We start from the raw sequence: 17,855 nt of genomic DNA on the forward strand, positions 1-17,855 counted from the left end.
AAAAACAAGCAGTCTCAACTGCTTATAATTATTAGATCCCTGTGATGTTGTTGGCTGCAGAACCCGTCTGCGGCACGTGCGCCTGCCCAACACAGACTTCAAGCCCGTTTTTTCGGCATTTTCCCGGAGCGTCAATGATCCGAGCCTCGCTGATCTCGTTGCTGTGCCTGTTGCTGGTCCCCACCCACGCCAGCGCGCGCCCCGCCGGACCACCGGTCGTGATCAAGAAAACCCAGATCCGTGACCTTGCCGCCATTCGCAGCAGCAAAGTGCTTCGCGTATTGGTCAACCAGAGCCGCAACAGTTCCGGCGAAGTGCAGGGTGAGCCCATCGGCGTGGAGTATCGCCGTCTGCAAGCGTTCGAAAAGTACCTCAACGGTCACGCCAGAGATGGCCAGAAAGTCTCCATCAAACTGATTCCCAAAGCCAAGGACCAACTGCTTGCCGCGCTGCAGCGCGGGGAAGGCGACATGGTCGCACCCGGCGAACTGCTCGATGCCAGTGCCGCGCATTATGTCGATGCCACGGAGCCGGTGGTCAGCCATGTGCCGCTGGTGGTGGTCGGGGTGCGTGGCGAACGCAGTTTCAAACACCCGGAACAGCTCTCGGGCCGCACGCTGATGCTCGCCAATGGCAGCGCGGCTGACGAGGCCATTGTTCAACTCAACCAGAAACTGGCGTTGCGCAAGTTGCCGCCGGTGAAGATCGAATGGGTGGATCCCAGTCTTGCCGTCGAAGACGTGCTGGAGATGGTTGAGGCGGGTATCTATCACCTGACCGTGGTTGAGCGGCCAATTGCCGAGCGCTGGGCGCGGGTCATGCCCAAGCTGCGGATTGACCGTTCGGTGGCCTTGAGCGATCCCGGCGACATGAACTGGTATGTGCGCAAGGATGCCGTGATGCTGCATGCCACGGTCGACCGCTTCCTAGAGACCTACGAGCCGCCGGCGAATCAGGATGTGGCGTTCCAGAAAGCCTACAAGGACCTTTACCGCGTTCATTACCCGCTGGCCCGCGAAGACCGCCAGCGTCTGGAAAAACTGCGCCCGACCCTGCAACGTCACGCCGATGCACAAAAGATGGACTGGCTTGACCTCGCCGCGCTGGCGTTCAAAGAGTCAGCGCTCAATCCGGTGGCGAAGGGTGGCAGCGGCGCAACGGGGCTGTTGCAGATCACCCCGTCGGCGGCGCAGCGGGTGGGGGTGGACAACATTCATGATGTCGATGGCAACGTGCAGGCCGCGAGCAAATACCTGGCGATGATCCGACGCAAGTTTTTTGCCAGTCCGAAAATCAATGAACGCGAGCGGATGGCGTTCACGCTGGCAGCCTACAACCTTGGGCCTGAGCGGGTGCAAGCGATGCGCACTGAGGCAAAGCGTCAGGGCCTGAACCCCAATCAGTGGTTTTTTCAGGTCGAGCGCGTGGCGATGGAGCAGGTGGGGATGAACGTGGTGAGCTACGTTAACAGTGTGAATAAGTACTACCTGGCCTATGACCAGGAGCGCAGTTCACTGGAGAGTCCATCCGCACGGAAGGTGGCGGTAAGAGAATAATCGAATTAATCGATGCTTATGACGCGTTTTTTGCGATTTTCATATTTGTTAATCCGATTATCATGGCGCCAATCCTTCTTACCAAATGGAATTAAATGCCATGAACGCTACTCTCAAATCGCTGTTCTCCACTCGCGCCGGTTACGGCATCGCTGTCCTGCGCATTATCGTCGGCATCATTTTCATGGCTCACGGTAGCCAGAAACTGTTCGGCATGTTCGGCGGCTACGGCCTTGAAGGGACGGGTCAGTACATGGCCAGTCTGGGGCTGAACCCCGGTTACCTGATGGCGCTGTTGTCGGGCAGTGCGGAATTTTTCGGCGGCCTGGCGTTGTTCCTGGGCCTGCTTGTACGCCCTGCGGCGGTCGTGTTGATCGTAATGTTGGTGGTGGCGATTCTTTCGGTCCACATTCACAACGGTTTGTTCATGGCCAATAACGGGTTTGAGTTCGGTCTGGCGTTGCTGGGTGCTGCGATTGCGGTGTTGATCGAGGGCGCCGGGCGGGTGTCGCTGGATCGGTTGATTGCCAGCAAGTAACGGCTAGCGGTTTTTCTGAAGAATCCCGGTCTTTTGAGATCGGGATTTTTTTTGGGATGCTTTTTTGTGTTTTGGTTGGCGGTGAATGTCTGTTGTCTGTGTTGGCGCTGATGGGGCCTGGCTAACGCCAGACCTGTTTCGCCTTCGGCGAGTTACTTGATAACCCCAAGTAACCAAGGGTCCAGGCTCCCGGCTTGGCGACTCCTTCGTCGTCGTTCCTTCACTCCGGCGACGCTCCGTGGGCACGCCGCCATCGGCCATCCATGGCCGGGGGCGGCTCTCGCGGCATCCATGCCGCTCGGCCCACTGCGCTTCGCCTGCGTTCAGCCTGCACCCAAGTCGCGTTTTGTGGTGCCAGACCTGCTGCGGTATGAAGATCAAAAGCCACAGCGCGCTTTGCGCTGCTTAGATTCCACACCTCACTCGTTGAATAAACATGAAACCTGTAGGAGCGCGCTTGCCCGCGATCTGCCGGGAACCGGCAGCAAATCCTGTGTCTGCGGTTTACCTGACACTGCCGAGGTGTTTGGCCTTACTACTACTTCGCAGCAGATCGCGGGCAAGATGAAACGCCACCCCGGTCGCTCCCACGCCCTCCGGGCAGAAGCAGAGCAGGGCAGCAACCTTGCTCACTGTTCGCCTGGCCCTGGCTCTTGATGCAGCAGCAGTCCCGCTGCCATCTGATGCGACTCGGGTCCAGGCTGGGTGGAGGCGACGCGCAGCGCGCTTTTTATCCCTGATTCCGAGAAAAGCCACCCACCACCAATTGACAATCCCCAAGCCGCTTCTCTAGGATGCCGCTCATGCGCCGATTTAAACAGCTACTTGCGGGGCGCCTGATGTCGTGAAAACGCCGTCGAAATTCCGCTAAAGCGCTGGTTCGGTGTTGCCTCTCACCGCTGCCCAGCGGAACACTGAGGCAGAGAAAACACACGATGAGCATTCAATCCAATCCGCGCCCCCTCGTTCGTCTGGCGCCTATCGCCAGTCAATTCAATCGCCGTAATCCCAAAATCCTGCTGGGCGGTTCCCATCAGCCTACGCTGTTGCGGTACCTCGATGGCTGGCCCCGTCGTCAGAACGGCCCCCATGCGTTTCTCATCCAGTTCATCGACGCCAACGAATCCCTTGAACGCTTCACCAATGACCAGTTTGACCTGGCCGTCGTGCAGGCGCCTTGCGCCGAGCATGCAGACGCGGTGATCCGGCATCTGACGCGCATTGCCCGCCAGGGGCTGATCACGCGTTGCTGATGAAGGGGTTCTAAGGTAATTCACGCCAGACTGGCGCACGGCCAGGCCGCGTACAGGACAATCGACGACGTTTGTTCAGGTCGACGTAGATTCAAATCGTAGGGAAGCGGCGGGAGGGGGAGTGACTCTCTTCTGGCGTTTACCCTCGACTTCAGTAAACGCCCATATGCGATACAGACCGCTCGGCAGCAGGGCGCGGCCGCGCGGTGGTGAGGTAACTGCAAACGTTTCAGCGCACCATTAGCACCACGCGACCCCGGACCGGATCATCGTCCAGATGGTTATGCGCCTTGCCGAATTGCTCGAATGGCCAGGTGCGATGGATGTCCGGCTTGAGCAGGCCCTGAACGGTCAGTTCATTGATCGTCTCCAGCGCGCGCTTCATTGCAGGCCCATCCTGCTCGATACCCAGTTCAGGTTTGCCGGTGAAATTCTCCAGGCAATGCACGAAGAAACGCATGTTCTTCCGGAAAGCCTGCAATGCCGGGAACGGCGTCTTGTTGCCGCCGCGCAAGCCATACAACACGAGGCTGCCGCGTGGGGCGAGGACGTCGCCGAGCATCGACATCTGCATGCCGCCAAAGCCGTCGAACACCGCCTCGATACCTTGACCTTTGGTCAGTGCTTCGATGCGCAGGCAAATGTCGTCTTCCTCGGTCACGATCACACGCTCGGCGCCATTGGCCAGCAGGTATTCGCGGTCCTCGGCATGTTGGGTCGCCGCGATGACACGTAGGCCCAGCGCCTTGCCCAGCTGCACGAAGGCAATACCGGGGCTGTAGGCCGCGTCGGTCACCAGCACGGTCTGGCCGGGTTGCACCTTGGCCAGCTCGACGAAGGCGAAGTACGCCAGCAGCATCGGCGTGTAGTGAACGCTCGCCTCGACCGGGGTCAGGGCGTCGGGGTAACGGGTCAGCGCGTTGCGCGGAACCAGCACATGGTCGCCGCACACCGGGTAATCGTTGGCGCTCATGGCCTTGAAGCTGGCGACTTTATCGCCCACTTTCAGGTCGGTCACGTCGCTGCCGACGGCTTCAACGATGCCGGCCATTTCGCTGCCGATACCCGCAGGCAACTGGACGTTGGTCAGGGCAAGGTTCTGCCGCCACAACACATCGTCCCAGCTGATACCGATGGCTTCGGCACGAACCAGCACTTCCTGTGGACCCGGCAAGCGGTCAGGTTGCTCCTCGCAGCTGAGCACATCGGCTTTGCCGAAGCGGTGAAATTTGATGGCGCGGGACATTTCCAACCTCGTCTCATGTGATTAAGGATGTAATGACTGTATCGACGCAGGGCTATTCACACTATTTCTCTCTGTCGATACCCGACATGTCCGATATCAATTGCGATCTCGGGAACTGTCGATAGGGCACGGACGGGCGCACGCCGGGCCGTGTGGGTTTATGATTCGGGCGCGGGATACCCATCACCTTTTTGAACACCGGGGACTGACTATGTCGTGTGATGTGCGCTTCAAACAGGCGTGTGAGCAGTTGGGTTATGACTTCGACGGTGAGATCAGGATTGGCGGCAATTACGTGCCACTGGTCCGTCATGAGGATCAGATTTACATCAGTGGGCAGATTCCTCGCGTTGGCGACACGGTGGCCGTCATGGGGCGGGCCGGTGCTGATGTCACGCTGGAACAGGCGCAATTGGGCGCGAAAATCAGCGCCTTGCGCGCCATTGCGTTGCTGCAGCGCAGCCTGGGCAGCCTCGACAAGATCAGGCGCGTGCTGCGCATGACCCTCTTCGTGCAATGCACCGACACCTTCACTCAGCAGAGCGAAGTGGCCGATGGTGCGTCCGAGTTGTTGTTCTTCGTGTTCGGTGAGGTAGGCGCGCACACCCGCAGCTCGGTCGGGGTGTATCAGTTGCCGAAGAATGCCACGGTGGAGATGGACCTGATTGCCGTCGCCGAGTAACCAGGCTTATTCAGCTCTGTGTGGGGGAAGGCTTCGATTGGGTCTGCGGCTCATTTCCCCCATGCCGCCAACACAGACTCCACAAAATGCCTGACCTTGGGCAGGCGATAGCGGTCCTGCGGGTACATCAGCCACAGCGAGCGACTCGGGGGTTGATAACTCTGCAGAAGCGGCACCAGCCTGCCGCTCTCCAGGTCTTCGCTGATCAGTACGTCCGGCAGCATCGTCACGCCCATGCCAGCCAGTGCGGCCTGGCGCAGCGCTGGCGTGCTGTTGACGATCATGGGTCCGGACACCGGGATTTCCATCACGCCTTCAGGACCGGTGAGTTTCCATAGTTTATCGGCTGCTCGCCAGTCGTCACCGGCCGGGTAAGCGAACGAGAGGCAGCTGTGGGCGCGCAGGTCGTCTGCCGTCAGGGGCGTTCCGCGCCGTTCGAGGTAAGCCTTGGAGGCGCAGATGGTCAGCGTGTAGTCATTTAGCGGGCGTGCGATCAGCGCAGACGATTCGAGATTGCCCAGGCGAATGGCGGCGTCGAACCCGTGCTCCACGAGGTCCATCGACTGGTTACTCAGCACCACCTCGACTTTGATTTCCGGGTAGCGCAAGACGAAATCGCTGAGCATCGGCGACAAGCGTTCGGCACCGAACGCCGGTGGTGCGGTGATGCGCAACGTCCCGCTGGGTTCGGTCTGCAGGTGTTCGGCCATGCGTTCGGAATCTGCCACCAAGCCCAGCACCTCTACGCACCGACGGTAGTACTGAACACCGAATTCCGTGAGGTTCTGTCGACGGGTCGTACGTTGCAACAGGCTGACCCCGAGTCGTTGCTCCAGCGCTTTCAGGTGATTGCCGACCATCGTGGTGGACATTTCGCACTGCCGCGCCGCCGCCGTCATGCTGCCGCTCTCGACCACGCTGACGAACACGTTCATTGCCTGAAGGACGTCCATTATCAAGCCCTGCTTTAAAGTAACTCAAGAAAGGCGCTCTTTATACAACAAATCGGGTTAACGATACTGGCTTCACTGAACCGTGATGGAGCAATGGACATGACCGCCGCCTGCCTGATGAACACTTACAAACCGCTGCCCTTGAGCTTCGTCAGAGGTGAGGGCGCGCGACTTTGGGACGACAGCGGTCGCCAGTATCTGGACGCTGTGGCGGGCGTGGCGGTGACCAATGTCGGGCACAGTCACCCGTGGATCGTCTCGGCGATCAGCGAACAGGCCGGTTTGCTGCTGCATACCTCCAATCATTACCGCATCGACTGGCAACAACGGCTCGCCGCGAAGCTCACACAGCTGTCCGGGCTGGAACAGGTGTTTTTCAACAACTCGGGCGCTGAAGCTAATGAGACGGCGCTCAAGCTGGCTCGTTTGTACGGCTGGGCAAAAGGGATCGAGCAACCGCTGGTGCTGGTGATGGAAAACGCCTTTCATGGGCGCACGCTGGGTACTTTGTCGGCCAGCGACAATGGCGCAGTGCGCCTGGGGTATCAGCCGATGTCCGGGGAGTTCGTCAAAGTGCCGTTCGGCGACATGGACGCGATCAGACAGGCTGCACGGACTTACGGCGATCGCATCGTCGCGGTGCTGCTCGAGCCGGTTCAAGGCGAGGGCGGCGTCACGCTGCCGCCGCCGGGTTATTTGAAAGCCGTGCGGGCTCACTGCAGCCAGAACGGCTGGCTGATGATCCTCGATGAAATCCAGACCGGCATCGGCCGCACCGGGCACTGGTTTGCGTTTCAGCACGAAGGCATCGTGCCGGACGTCATGACCCTGGCCAAGGCGCTGGGCAACGGCATCCCGATCGGCGCCTGCCTGGCGTCCGCCGCGGTGGCGAGATTGTTCACGCCGGGCAGTCATGGCAGCACGTTCGGCGGCAATCCGCTGGCATGCCGGGTGGGCTGCACGGTGCTGGATATCGTCGAACAGCAAGGTCTGTTGAACAATGCGGCAGGTCAGGGCGAACGGCTCCTGACACGTTTGCGTGAGGTGCTGGCCGGGCATCCCGATGTGTTGCACATTCGCGGGCTGGGTTTGATGGTCGGCATCGAGCTGACCCGACCCATTCGTGACCTGTGCCTGACCGCCGCCCAGGACCACGGTGTGCTGATCAACGTCACGCGCGGACACACCATCCGGCTGTTGCCGCCGTTGATCATTGATGAAGGGGATGTGGAGCGGATCGTCAGCGGCGTAGTGGGGGCGTTGGGATAGTCGACGGGCTGCGCCTGGCTGGATGCCGTGGAAGCCTGGCTAACACACCGGGTCCCACGGCCCTGCGCCGGCTCAAAAACAGTGACTGAGTGGCGTTGGAAGAGCGGCTACTTCGCGGACAAGTTCATGATCATTGCCACCGTCAAGTACAGCCTGGGTGCGATGCTCGACAGGTCGGCGTATTCGTCGTCGGCGTGCAATCCGGCGCCGACCACGCCCATGGTTTCCAGCACGGCAGGCTTCTGGCTGTCAGGCACGTACGCGTATCCGGCGTCGGTGCCGAAACGCATGGCGATCGGTTCGAGGGTGCGGCCGATCTTGCCGTACAGCGTCTGGGCGGTTTTCGCGAGGCCTTCCGACGCGGGGTTCTTCACCAGCGGTGGGCGACCTTTGTCGAGGCGAAAACTCACTTCCGTTCCGTCGATCAGCTTGTTCTGCACGATGCGTTGACCGTCAGCCAGCACGCGGTCCGACTCGCTCAGGTCCGAATAGCGCATGTCGCCTTCGGCCGCTGCGCTGGAAGGGATGATGTTGCGCTTCTCGCCGCCCTTGATCAGCGTCCAGTTCACCGTCGTGCCTTTGGCCTGATCGCCAAGATCTTTAAGTTGAACCAGTTGATGGGCCAGTTCCATCGCCGCGTTGCGCCCGGCTTCAGGCGCGGAGCCTGCATGCGAGGACTTGCCTTTCACGTCCACGAACACTCCGTTGATGCCGTTGGTGGCGACGGTGACGGCGTCTTTGTCGGGCGGTTCGTACGAGAACACGTAGTCATGTTTTTTCGCCAGATCGGCGATGATTTTCTTCGAGCCCGACGAGCCTGTTTCTTCGTCCGGGTTGAACAACACGGTGATGGTGCCGAAGTCCTTGAACTTCTGATCCTGCAGCAGCTTGAGCGAGTGCAGCACCATGGCCACGCCGCCTTTCGCGTCGGCCACACCGGGGCCGTAGGCGTGCTGACCATCAACGCGGAACGGCCGTTTCGCCGCAGTGCCGGGTCCGAACACGGTGTCGTAGTGAATCATCAGCAAAAAGGTTTTAGTCCCGTTGCCCTTGATCGTGCCGACGATGTTGTCGCCTGCCGAGGGCGTGGCCGGTGTGGTTTCGACGGTCGCCCCCAGTGCCTTGAGCCGTTCGACCAGCACCGCGCTGACCGTCTTCAGTCCTGCGGCTTGTCCTGTGCCAGTGTCGATGTCCACCAGTTGTTTGACGGTTGCAAGGTAAGGGGTCTGTTCGGCTTCGGCTTTTTTGAGCAGTTGATCGGGCGGCAGGTCGGCGGCGAACGCCAGTGAGCAGAGCAGAGAGGCGGCGACCGCGGTCGCCAGAGAGGTACGTCGAACGAGCATGCTGGATCCCTCAGATGGTGTGCGAGTCATCTTCTGATACCTGAGCGGCCCGGCTCGTTCCCTGATGTCTGCAGACAGGCTCGCGTCATCGCTGACGCGAACCTTCCAGGTCAAGGCTGAAGCGAGGGCACAACCTGGGCGGGCGCCCCGGCAACCTGCTGCAACGCAGGCCGAAGCGCCGAGTCTTCCAGCTTCACGGGGGCCGACCTGACGGCGCCATCAAGGCTGCGGTAGCGCACGTACGTGTCGCTTGAGGACAGCACTTGACCTCGCTCCACATGGCGTTGGCCATTGATCACGTAACGAATGGTCTGTTCGCGTCCCGCGTTGCCTTGTGCCTGCAGGTCCTGAGCCAGGACTTTCATCGACTCATCGATACTGGCGTTCAGCACCGTGGTCACGTTCGCCAGATCGAGCTGGCCGTCGTCGATGCACGACGTTCCACATCGCCGGAACGACTGGCTGAAGACCTCAATACGCGCGTGATAGAGCGCCGAGCCGGCGATGTCCTGAAGCTCGACTTCGTTGAGCAGACTGAAGCTGCCACGGTCGGGCGCCAAAACGATGCTGGGGCGAACCACGAGCCGGCCGGCGATCGAATTCTGCGCTTGCTTGAGACCCGCTTCAGCGCTCGCTTGCCGGTAACGCTGCTGCAACTGGTTATCGAGGGGATTACCCGCCAGCAACGATGCCATTGGCTTGGCGTCTTTTTCGGCTTCACTGCGGGCGTTGCTCTCAAGCGCGCCACTGCCCATTTGCGAGTGAAGCGCGCCCAGCACCAGGAGTCCGGCAAGTCCCGCACCGTGCGCCGCATTGGCAGCGTTCTGGCTGGTCTGCTGGGCGGCCATCGCGGTCTTGGCGTCAATCACCATCGAGGCGGTGACGAAGTCCTTCGCCGGCATCTGCACGTCAACCTGCAGCCCGTGATCGTTGATGTAACGCATCGCAGCAGGGTCGTTGAAGCTTCGTGATGGCGCCGGGGACTGGGCGCAACCGCCCAGCATCAGCCCGAGTGCCGCCCCTATGCCAATGTGCAGGCCTGTCCTTAGGCTCAAGCGCTTCATTTATTGAACGCAGACAGGATTTGTTGACGGCTGCCATCCAGCGCCTGGTAGAAGGCATTGGACAGGTTGCTGTAACCCGGCTGGTCCCATTCACCCTGCGCAGGCTGCACCACGACAAACGGCTTGTACCACACCAGTCGGCTGTCCTTCGGATCGACCAGCATGCCAATCCCGCCGACTTGAGGGGTAGGAACGCTGGTCGGCACGACGCTGTAGTAACTGCGGAATGCACCGGTGGTGGTATAGGAAATCAACAGAACGCGGTCTACGCCGTATTTGCTTTTCAGGTCACTGATGTTGCGCGCCAGGTAGCCTTCGCGCTTTTCTGTTTCTTTGAATTTTGTCAGGTCGATCGCATCGGGAATGCGCTTGGCGTTGAGGCCTTTGGCTTTCAGGCTGGCGACCACTTCATCCGGCAGGCTTTCAAGGTCGTGCAATTCCCAGGCGCTGACCTGATCGCTGAGCTTGCTGTTCACGCCTTTGTTGATCGCCAGATCCAGCAGCCCCTGATTGCCGGTCAATGCCAGTTGTGGCGCTGGCAGCGGGCTCAAGGCGACGCCGATGATGGGGTCCTTGTCATTCCAGAATTGGGCGTCGAGGTCGATGGGTTTCTGGACGAAGCTGGAGCAGCCGGTCAGAACGGCGGAAGCGGACAGCAAAACGAAGACAAGGCTGTAGCGGATGAGGCGAGCGATCATGGGCAAATCCCTTTGAGTGGGTCGAACTTTCTGATGTCATGATGATGGCGTATTGCGGGTGGCATAGTGCCATAACTTGTGATTATTTGGCGCCAATTTTTTGATGAGCGGTCGTCCGTACCCATCCTGCGAACGAGACGACAGTGGTGTGACGGGCTTTCATACGCCGATGGCCGTAGAATCCTGCCTCTGAAATTGGGTTTTTGAGGTTGCAGAGGTGGAATTACAGCAGGGCTTCGTCCTGACTCGGCATTGGCGCGACACCGACGCGGGGACGGAGGTCGAATTCTGGCTGGCAACCGATCGCGGGCCCAGGCGCCTGCGGTTGCAGCCGCAGATCTCCACCGCCTTCATTCCCGAACAGCACCGCGAGCGTGCCGAAGCGGTGCTGCGCAACGAGAAGGGCGTCGAACTCAGGCCGCTGGAACTGTGCGATTTTCGCCATCGTCCCGTTCTGGGGTTGTACACCCGCCAGCATCGCCAACTGATGAACCTGGAAAAAGACCTGCGCCGTGCCAGCGTCGACGTCTACGAAGCCGATGTGCGTCCGCCCGAGCGTTACTTGATGGAACGCTTCATCACCGCGCCGGTGCAGTTCAGTGGCACACCGGACGCTCAGGGCGTGCTGCTCGACGCGCAGATGAGACCGGCCCCGGACTACCGACCGACGTTGAGGCTCGTGTCGCTGGACATCGAGACCACCGAGCGTGGCGAGCTGTATTCCATCGCGCTGGAAGGCTGCGGTGAGCGTCAGGTGTACATGCTCGGGCCGGCCAATGGCGATGTCTCTCAGGTCGATTTCAAGTTCGATTACTGCGACAGCCGCGAAGGGTTGCTGGAAAAACTCAATGAATGGCTGGCGCTGCACGATCCCGACGCGATCATTGGCTGGAACGTGGTGCAGTTCGACCTGCGCGTGCTGCACGAGCACGCCCGGCGCCTGAATGTACCGTTGCGCCTGGGGCGCGACGGTGAGGCCATGGGCTGGCGCGAGCATGGGGCGCGCAACAACCACTATTTTGCCTCGGCGGCGGGGCGTTTGATCATCGACGGTATCGAGGCGCTGCGGTCGGCAACCTGGAGTTTCCCCTCGTTCAGTCTGGAGAATGTCGCGCAGACGCTGCTGGGCGAAGGCAAGGCGATCAACAATCCGTACCAGCGCATGGACGAGATCAACCGCATGTTCGCCGAGGACAAGCCGTCGCTGGCGCGTTACAACCTCAAGGACTGCGAACTGGTCACGCGGATTTTCGAGAAAACCGAGCTGCTGACGTTTCTCCTGGAGCGCGCCACGGTGACCGGATTGCCCGCCGACCGCAGCGGAGGTTCGGTCGCGGCATTCGAGCATTTGTACATGCCCTTGATGCATCGCCAGGGGTTCGTCGCGCCGAATCTGGGCGAGCGGATGCCGGAGGCCAGTCCCGGTGGTTTTGTCATGGATTCGCGCCCCGGTCTGTACGAGTCGGTGCTGGTGCTGGACTACAAAAGTCTGTATCCGTCGATCATCCGCAGCTTTCTTATCGATCCGGTGGGCTTGATTGAAGGCCTCAAACATCCGGATGACAGTGACTCGGTTGAGGGCTTTCGCGGCGCGCGGTTCTCGCGCACCCGGCACTGTCTGCCGTCGATCGTTTCACGGGTAGCCGAAGGTCGCGAAGCGGCTAAACGCGAGCGCAACGCACCGCTTTCGCAAGCGTTGAAAATCATCATGAACGCGTTCTACGGGGTGCTCGGCTCCAGTGGCTGTCGCTTCTTCGACACCCGTCTGGCCTCGTCGATCACCCTGCGCGGGCATCAGATCATGCGTCAGACTCGCCAGCTCATCGAAGCGCAGGGTTACGAGGTTATTTACGGCGACACGGACTCCACGTTCGTCTGGCTCAAACGTCCCCACGGCCAGGAAGAAGCGGCGCAGATCGGCAAGGCGCTGGTCAAGGGCGTGAACGACTGGTGGCGCGAGCATCTGCGTGACGTCTATCAGCTGGAAAGCGCGCTGGAGCTGCAATTCGAAACCCACTTCAAACGCTTCCTCATGCCTACCATACGAGGGGCCGAGGAGGGCAGCAAAAAGCGCTATGCCGGCCTCGTCACACGGTCCAACGGCGAGGACGAAATGGTCTACAAAGGCCTGGAAACCGTGCGCACCGACTGGTCGCCCCTGGCGCAGGCCTTCCAGCAGGAGCTGTATCTGCGCATCTTCAACCGGCGTCCCTATCAGGATTACGTGCGCGACTACGTGCGTCGGACGCTCGCGGGGGAACTGGACGATCAACTGATCTACCGCAAACGCCTTCGCCGCCCGCTGGACGACTACGAACGCAACGTGCCGCCCCACGTGCGCGCCGCGCGAATCGCTGACGCGTACAACCACGAGCATGGCCGGCCTCTGCAATACCAGAATCGCGGGTGGATCAGCTACGTGATCAGCGTCGCAGGCCCCGAACCCCTGGAAGTGCGCAGCGCACCGATCGACTACGACCACTACATTACCCGGCAACTGCAACCGATTGCCGACGCGATCCTGCCGTTCGTGGACGACGATTTCGAAACGCTGATCGGTGGGCAGATGGGGTTGTTTTGAAGTGGGTGACCTCCCGGGGGCTTTCGCGAGCAAGCTCGCTCCCACAGATTCTGGGACTGCCACGGCATCTGGGTCTGCCCGCTACCTGTAGGAGACGTCGGAGGTTACGACGGCAGCGAATGCGGTGTGTCAGTCAACGGTGATGTCACTGGTCCACCGCCTTCGCCACTGTCGTAACCTCCAGCAGCTCCCACAGGTCTTACGGCAGCTACAGGTTCTGGGTCTGCCCGGTTGAGAGGTCTTGAGGCAGCAACAGATTCTGTGGTCTACCCGCTCCCTGTAGGAGACGTCGGAGGTTACGACGGCAGCGAATGCGGTGGGTCAGTCACCGTTAATGTCACTGGTCCACCGCATTCGCCACTGTCGTAACCTCCAGCAGCTCCCACAGGTTGTGTGGTGGCCACGACCTCTGGGTCTACCCGGTCCATGTAGGAGACGTCGGAGGTTACGACGACAACGAATGCTGTGGGTCAGACACCGTTGATGTCACTGCCGCATCGCATTCGCCACTGCCGTAACCTCCAGCAGCTCCCACAGGTTCTGGGACTGCCACGACATCTGGGCTTACCCGGTCTAGGTGGGAGACGTCGGAGGTTACGACGGCAGCGAATGCTGTGTGTCAGTCACAGTTTTCATGGTTGATCCCACACGCGGCTTTGTGGTTAGGGGAGGGTGATCCTGTACTCGTCCAGCTTGGCCTTCTGCTCCGCCAGCACGTACTTCTTGTTGGCAATCTGCGAGAACTTCACAAAGTCGGCCTTGGCGTCGTCCTTGTCGCCCAGATGGTCGTAGGCGATCCCGCGTGCGTAGTAACCCCAGGCGTAGTCCGGTTGGCGCTGAAGGCCGGTGCTGAAAGCTTCGGCTGCTTCTCGGTATTGACCCAGGTCCGTGAGCGCAAGGCCCAGATGGTAGTAGGTCGGCATGTGGAAGCCAGAACCCTTGCCAGCTTCACCCAACCCGTTGTCGAGGTTGTACTGCACCAGCTCGAGGGCTTTTTTCGGGTTGCCGGCGCCACGGTACATGTAACTCAAATCCAGGTTGTCGCGTGGGTCGGGCTTGACCGCCAGCTGCATGGATTTTTCCTTGGCAGTCACGGCTTCGGGAAAGCGCTTCAGGTTGTTATAGGCATCAGCCTGTACCGCGTAGATCACGCTTTGCAGTGAGGTGGGAAGCGCATTTTTCTGCAGGCACAATTCACCTTCTTGCAGCACCAGCGTGTAATTTTCGGCTTTTGACGCTTGAAGCTGATTACGGCAGTGAGCCAGGTTGGCTTTCTGCGGGTTCTGCATCCCGGCACACCCGGTGAGGATGACGGAGCAGGCGATCAATGCGGGCCAGCGAGCAGTCATGAAAAACATCCTTGTCAGTCCAGCAGGTGGGCGTTGAGGTCAGGGCGATAGACCTGCAACAGCGGCGCGGTCACGGTGCCTTGTAGCGAGCAGAACACGGTGGTGTGTCCGGCAAGCGGCGGTTTACTGTCACCTGTGTCAACCATCAGCACCCGGTCAACAAAACCAAATGGCGTGGCGACGCCGGGACCGGTCAGCCCCTGGGTGCGCCATTGGCCGATCGGGTCACCAACGCGGCGAATTTCTGCGCGGGTAATGGCTTTGCCCTGAGTCACGAAACGCGCGTTATCAACGATCAGCGGCTTGAGTTTTGCGGCAACTTCCTGCGGTGTGCCATCGGCCACGAACCCCCAGAACAGGAAGTTTCCGACGTCTTTAATGGTCTCGGCCTGGTTGTAGTAGCCGACCATGCGCACGCCGTTGATGGTCAGGGGCGTTTCGAAGTGTTGGTACGTGCCGCCTTCCTGCAGCGGACTCATGATAGTCGGCGCCTTGACCGAGCCATAATCGCTCAGTCGCAGGGTGTCGGCAGGCAGTCGGGCGTCGCGCAGGCTTTCGAAGAAACGCGCATCACAACGTGAGAATTCAGTGAACAGTTGTTCAGGCGTGGTGACGGTCTGGGCATGGGCCGTGGAGGCAACGGCGAGCAGGGCAACGCCGGTAAAAAGAGGGCGGAACATTTAAATCATCCGTGACGGGGAAAAGGAGTCTGTCGGCCTCCGGGTCGCGAACTTTAACGAAAGAGGCTTGGCGAGAGGGGGCATGGTTGCAGAAACGCCCCGTTAAGAACCTCGATGGCGATCATCCAGATCGCCATCGAGGGTTTGCATTATTTCGCGCCAGACAGCGCTGGCGACTTGTTCACCCGCTCTGCGGGCACCGTCAGAATCAACAGGCCGCCGACCACCAACACAACGACCATCAACCACACGGCGGACTCGGTGTTGCCGCTCAGTTGTTTGGCGTAGCCCACCAGATACGGGCCAAGAAAACCGGCGAGGTTGGCGAAGGAGTTGATCAGTGCGATCCCGGCGGCGGCCGCCGCGCCTCCCAGGATGGCGGTTGGCAGGTTCCAGAACAGCGCCGGAATGGCGAGGATCCCCATATTGGCGATGCACAGCGCGAAGATGCCCAGCGTCGGGTTGTGTTGCCAGACGATCGACAGGCTCAGACCGATTGCGCCCAGGGCGTACAACAGCATCAAGTGCAGGCGGCGCTCGCCGGTGCGGTCTGAATGACGGCTGACCAGAATCATGCTGACGACGGCAAAGAGGCTCGGCAGTGCCGACATCAGGCCGATGCTCAGGTCGTTCTTGACCCCCATGTTGTTGATCAGCGTCGGCATCCAGAAGCCCAGGCCGTACATGGCGAAAATGTCGCAAAAGAAAATCAGGCTCATGACCTGCACCAGCCGGTTGCCGAACAACACGCGCAAGGACATGTGGCTCTTCTGCTGCGACTCGGCGTCGATCAGCGTTTTCACATGGTGCCGCTCTTCAGGGGAAAGCCATTTCGCCGACTGCACGTTGTTGTCGAGCTTGGTCACCACCAACATCGCAATCAACACCGTCGGAATGGCTTCGATGATGAACAGCCATTTCCACGCCGCCAGCCCACCGACCCCTTGCATGGTTTGCAGGATAAGCCCCGAAATCGGCCCGCCGATGAACCCGGCCAGGGCGAGGGCGATGTAAAACACGCCCATGATCCGACCGCGTCGTTGCGACGGAAACCACAGGGTCAGGTAATAGATAACCCCGGGAATGAAGCCCGCTTCGGCAACCCCCAGCAGAAAGCGCACCAGATAAAACTGCCACGGCGAACTGACGAACATCGTCAGCGCGGAAATAATGCCCCAGGTCGCCATGATCCGCGCGATCCACAGGCGCGCGCCCACCTTGTGCAAAATCACACTGCTCGGCACTTCGAACAGGAAGTAACCGAGAAAGAACACGCCTGCGCCAAACCCGTATACCGCGTCGCTGAAGCCCAGTTCCTGAGCCATGTGCAGCTTGGCGAAGCCGACGTTGACCCGATCGATTGACGCAGCCAGATACCCCAGCATCAGGATGGGCAAAAGGCGCCAGGCGATCTTGCGAAAGAGGGTGTCTTCGTAAGTGGCAGCACCTGCCACTGTCCCCGCTGACGGGGATGCGCTGTGTGTGGTGTTCATGTTCTGGCCTTTTTCTTGGAGTTATCGGGTGCAGAGCGTTAACGGGGTTAAACGGTGATCCGTGAAGGCATCACATTCGATAAAAAGCACGGGCGTTGTTGGCGAAGATGTTGTCGACAGCGACTTGATCCAGGTCGGACACGGCATCGAGTACGCCCGCGAACAGCGTTTCGAAACGGGCGCTCAAGCCCGAGACCGGCAAGTTGCTGGCGAACACCGCGCGCTCGCTGCCGAAGATCGACAGTGCGTCGCGCAGGACCTGACGATTGGAGACCGGGTCCCAGCGGCCACCGCGCAAGCCCAGTTCCGAGAGCTTCACGTAGACGTTGGGCGCGTCCGCCAACGCTTCCATCCCTTCGCGCCACGCCGCCAGACCTTCTTCGGAACGGTCCAGCGGCAGGCCGGTGTGATTGAGGATGATGCGAATGCCGGGAAACTGCTTCGCCACATCTGCGGCTTCCAGCAGGTGCCAGAAGGGCACACGCAGGTCCCAAGACAATCCGAAGTTTTCCAGCTGCGACAGCCCTTCTAGCCAGGCGGGATCCTGGAGGGTGCCTGGCTGGCCTTGCACTGAAATACCCGGCGCTGAAGCCGTGACCGGTTTGGAGCGGATGCCACGCACGTGCGCAAAGGCCGTGTGTGCGGTCAGCACCTCGATCAGGTCGGGCTGGGTGAACGACACGTGTGGCACCAGCACCGTCGGCAGGCCGGTGCGTTCGCGCAACTGATGCAGCCACCGGGTCTCTTCAACCTGCTGGGTGCGCGAGCGCTCCGCCTCGATGTGCACCGTGCCCACGATGCGATAGCCCTCGGTGTCCGCGCGGTAGTCGTCTGGCAAATAGTTACGGCGAAGTTGTTCGTACGGTCCTAGGAAAAACTGCTCGCCCAGATAATCCTGCTGCAACCACGGATAGTTGCCTTGGGACAGATCCCAGCAATGATGATGCGCGTCGATCACCTCAAGGGTGCGCGGATCGCGGCGGTCGGGGTTCATGATCTGCACACGTCAGTGCGGGCGGGAGGAGTGAAGCGAAGCATGACAATGACCTCGATGACTGACTTGTTGTTATGGGATGAATATGGAGGCGTTCGTCATGCCGAACCAATGAGTATTTGAGACCCCTGGATAACGAGGGGTTATAGCGACACT

General features: G+C 60.3%; 15 protein-coding genes. 6 read left to right on the forward strand and 9 right to left on the reverse strand.

Features of this window, described 5'->3' with window-relative positions; all coding sequences use genetic code 11:
* Positions 1-134 precede the first annotated feature (134 nt).
* From ABDX87_RS24635 to ABDX87_RS24645, 3 genes are all read left to right on the forward strand, one after another.
* Positions 135-1,556, forward strand: a complete 1,422-nt coding sequence (locus ABDX87_RS24635) for a transglycosylase SLT domain-containing protein (protein ID WP_346830222.1) — start codon at positions 135-137, stop codon at positions 1,554-1,556.
* A 100-nt stretch (positions 1,557-1,656) separates the two neighbouring features.
* Positions 1,657-2,094, forward strand: coding sequence for a DoxX family protein (locus ABDX87_RS24640; protein WP_346830223.1), 438 nt, complete (start codon positions 1,657-1,659; stop codon positions 2,092-2,094).
* A 935-nt stretch (positions 2,095-3,029) separates the two neighbouring features.
* The gene (locus ABDX87_RS24645) at positions 3,030-3,347 is read left to right on the forward strand and encodes a class I SAM-dependent methyltransferase (protein WP_346830224.1); all 318 of its coding nucleotides are present in this window, start codon (positions 3,030-3,032) and stop codon (positions 3,345-3,347) included.
* A 229-nt stretch (positions 3,348-3,576) separates the two neighbouring features.
* Here ABDX87_RS24645 and ABDX87_RS24650 read toward each other — a convergent pair whose 3' ends face one another.
* Entirely contained in the window at positions 3,577-4,593 is a 1,017-nt protein-coding gene (locus ABDX87_RS24650; RefSeq protein WP_346830225.1) for a zinc-dependent alcohol dehydrogenase family protein, read from the reverse strand.
* Positions 4,594-4,804: 211 nt separating this feature from the next.
* Here ABDX87_RS24650 and ABDX87_RS24655 point away from each other — a divergent pair, with 211 nt between their 5' ends.
* Positions 4,805-5,275 (forward strand): RidA family protein, encoded by a 471-nt coding sequence (locus tag ABDX87_RS24655; RefSeq protein WP_346830226.1) that lies wholly within the window; start codon positions 4,805-4,807, stop codon positions 5,273-5,275.
* Between the two features lie 50 nt (positions 5,276-5,325).
* Here the strand turns inward: ABDX87_RS24655 and ABDX87_RS24660 are convergent, their stop codons facing one another.
* Positions 5,326-6,228, reverse strand: a complete 903-nt coding sequence (locus ABDX87_RS24660) for a LysR family transcriptional regulator (protein WP_346830227.1) — start codon at positions 6,226-6,228, stop codon at positions 5,326-5,328.
* Between the two features lie 99 nt (positions 6,229-6,327).
* Here ABDX87_RS24660 and ABDX87_RS24665 point away from each other — a divergent pair, with 99 nt between their 5' ends.
* A complete protein-coding gene (locus tag ABDX87_RS24665) occupies positions 6,328-7,497 on the forward strand; it encodes an aspartate aminotransferase family protein (protein WP_346830228.1) in 1,170 nt (389 codons plus the stop codon).
* A gap of 107 nt (positions 7,498-7,604) precedes the next feature.
* Here the strand turns inward: ABDX87_RS24665 and ABDX87_RS24670 are convergent, their stop codons facing one another.
* The 3 genes from ABDX87_RS24670 to ABDX87_RS24680 form a co-directional block, all read right to left on the reverse strand.
* On the reverse strand, positions 7,605-8,840 hold the full coding sequence (locus tag ABDX87_RS24670) for a M20/M25/M40 family metallo-hydrolase (RefSeq protein WP_346830229.1): 1,236 nt from the start codon (positions 8,838-8,840) through the stop codon (positions 7,605-7,607).
* Positions 8,841-8,950: 110 nt separating this feature from the next.
* Complete coding sequence (locus tag ABDX87_RS24675) at positions 8,951-9,895, reverse strand: hypothetical protein (RefSeq protein WP_346830230.1); 945 nt, start codon at positions 9,893-9,895, stop codon at positions 8,951-8,953.
* 5 nt (positions 9,896-9,900) lie between these two features.
* On the reverse strand, positions 9,901-10,602 hold the full coding sequence (locus ABDX87_RS24680) for a hypothetical protein (RefSeq protein ID WP_346830231.1): 702 nt from the start codon (positions 10,600-10,602) through the stop codon (positions 9,901-9,903).
* A 217-nt stretch (positions 10,603-10,819) separates the two neighbouring features.
* Here ABDX87_RS24680 and ABDX87_RS24685 point away from each other — a divergent pair, with 217 nt between their 5' ends.
* A complete protein-coding gene (locus ABDX87_RS24685) occupies positions 10,820-13,183 on the forward strand; it encodes a DNA polymerase II (protein WP_346830232.1) in 2,364 nt (787 codons plus the stop codon).
* Between the two features lie 662 nt (positions 13,184-13,845).
* On the opposite strand, the gene ABDX87_RS24690 is transcribed toward ABDX87_RS24685, so the two are convergent.
* From ABDX87_RS24690 to ABDX87_RS24705, 4 genes are all read right to left on the reverse strand, one after another.
* A complete protein-coding gene (locus ABDX87_RS24690; RefSeq protein WP_346830233.1) occupies positions 13,846-14,532 on the reverse strand; it encodes a tetratricopeptide repeat protein in 687 nt (228 codons plus the stop codon).
* 14 nt (positions 14,533-14,546) lie between these two features.
* A complete protein-coding gene (locus tag ABDX87_RS24695; RefSeq protein ID WP_346830234.1) occupies positions 14,547-15,212 on the reverse strand; it encodes a hypothetical protein in 666 nt (221 codons plus the stop codon).
* Positions 15,213-15,361: 149 nt separating this feature from the next.
* Positions 15,362-16,705, reverse strand: a complete 1,344-nt coding sequence (locus ABDX87_RS24700; protein ID WP_346830235.1) for an MFS transporter — start codon at positions 16,703-16,705, stop codon at positions 15,362-15,364.
* Between the two features lie 70 nt (positions 16,706-16,775).
* A complete protein-coding gene (locus ABDX87_RS24705; RefSeq protein ID WP_346830236.1) occupies positions 16,776-17,699 on the reverse strand; it encodes an amidohydrolase family protein in 924 nt (307 codons plus the stop codon).
* Positions 17,700-17,855: the final 156 nt, after the last annotated feature.

The organism is Pseudomonas abietaniphila, from assembly GCF_039697315.1.
GTDB lineage: Bacteria > Pseudomonadota > Gammaproteobacteria > Pseudomonadales > Pseudomonadaceae > Aquipseudomonas > Aquipseudomonas abietaniphila_B.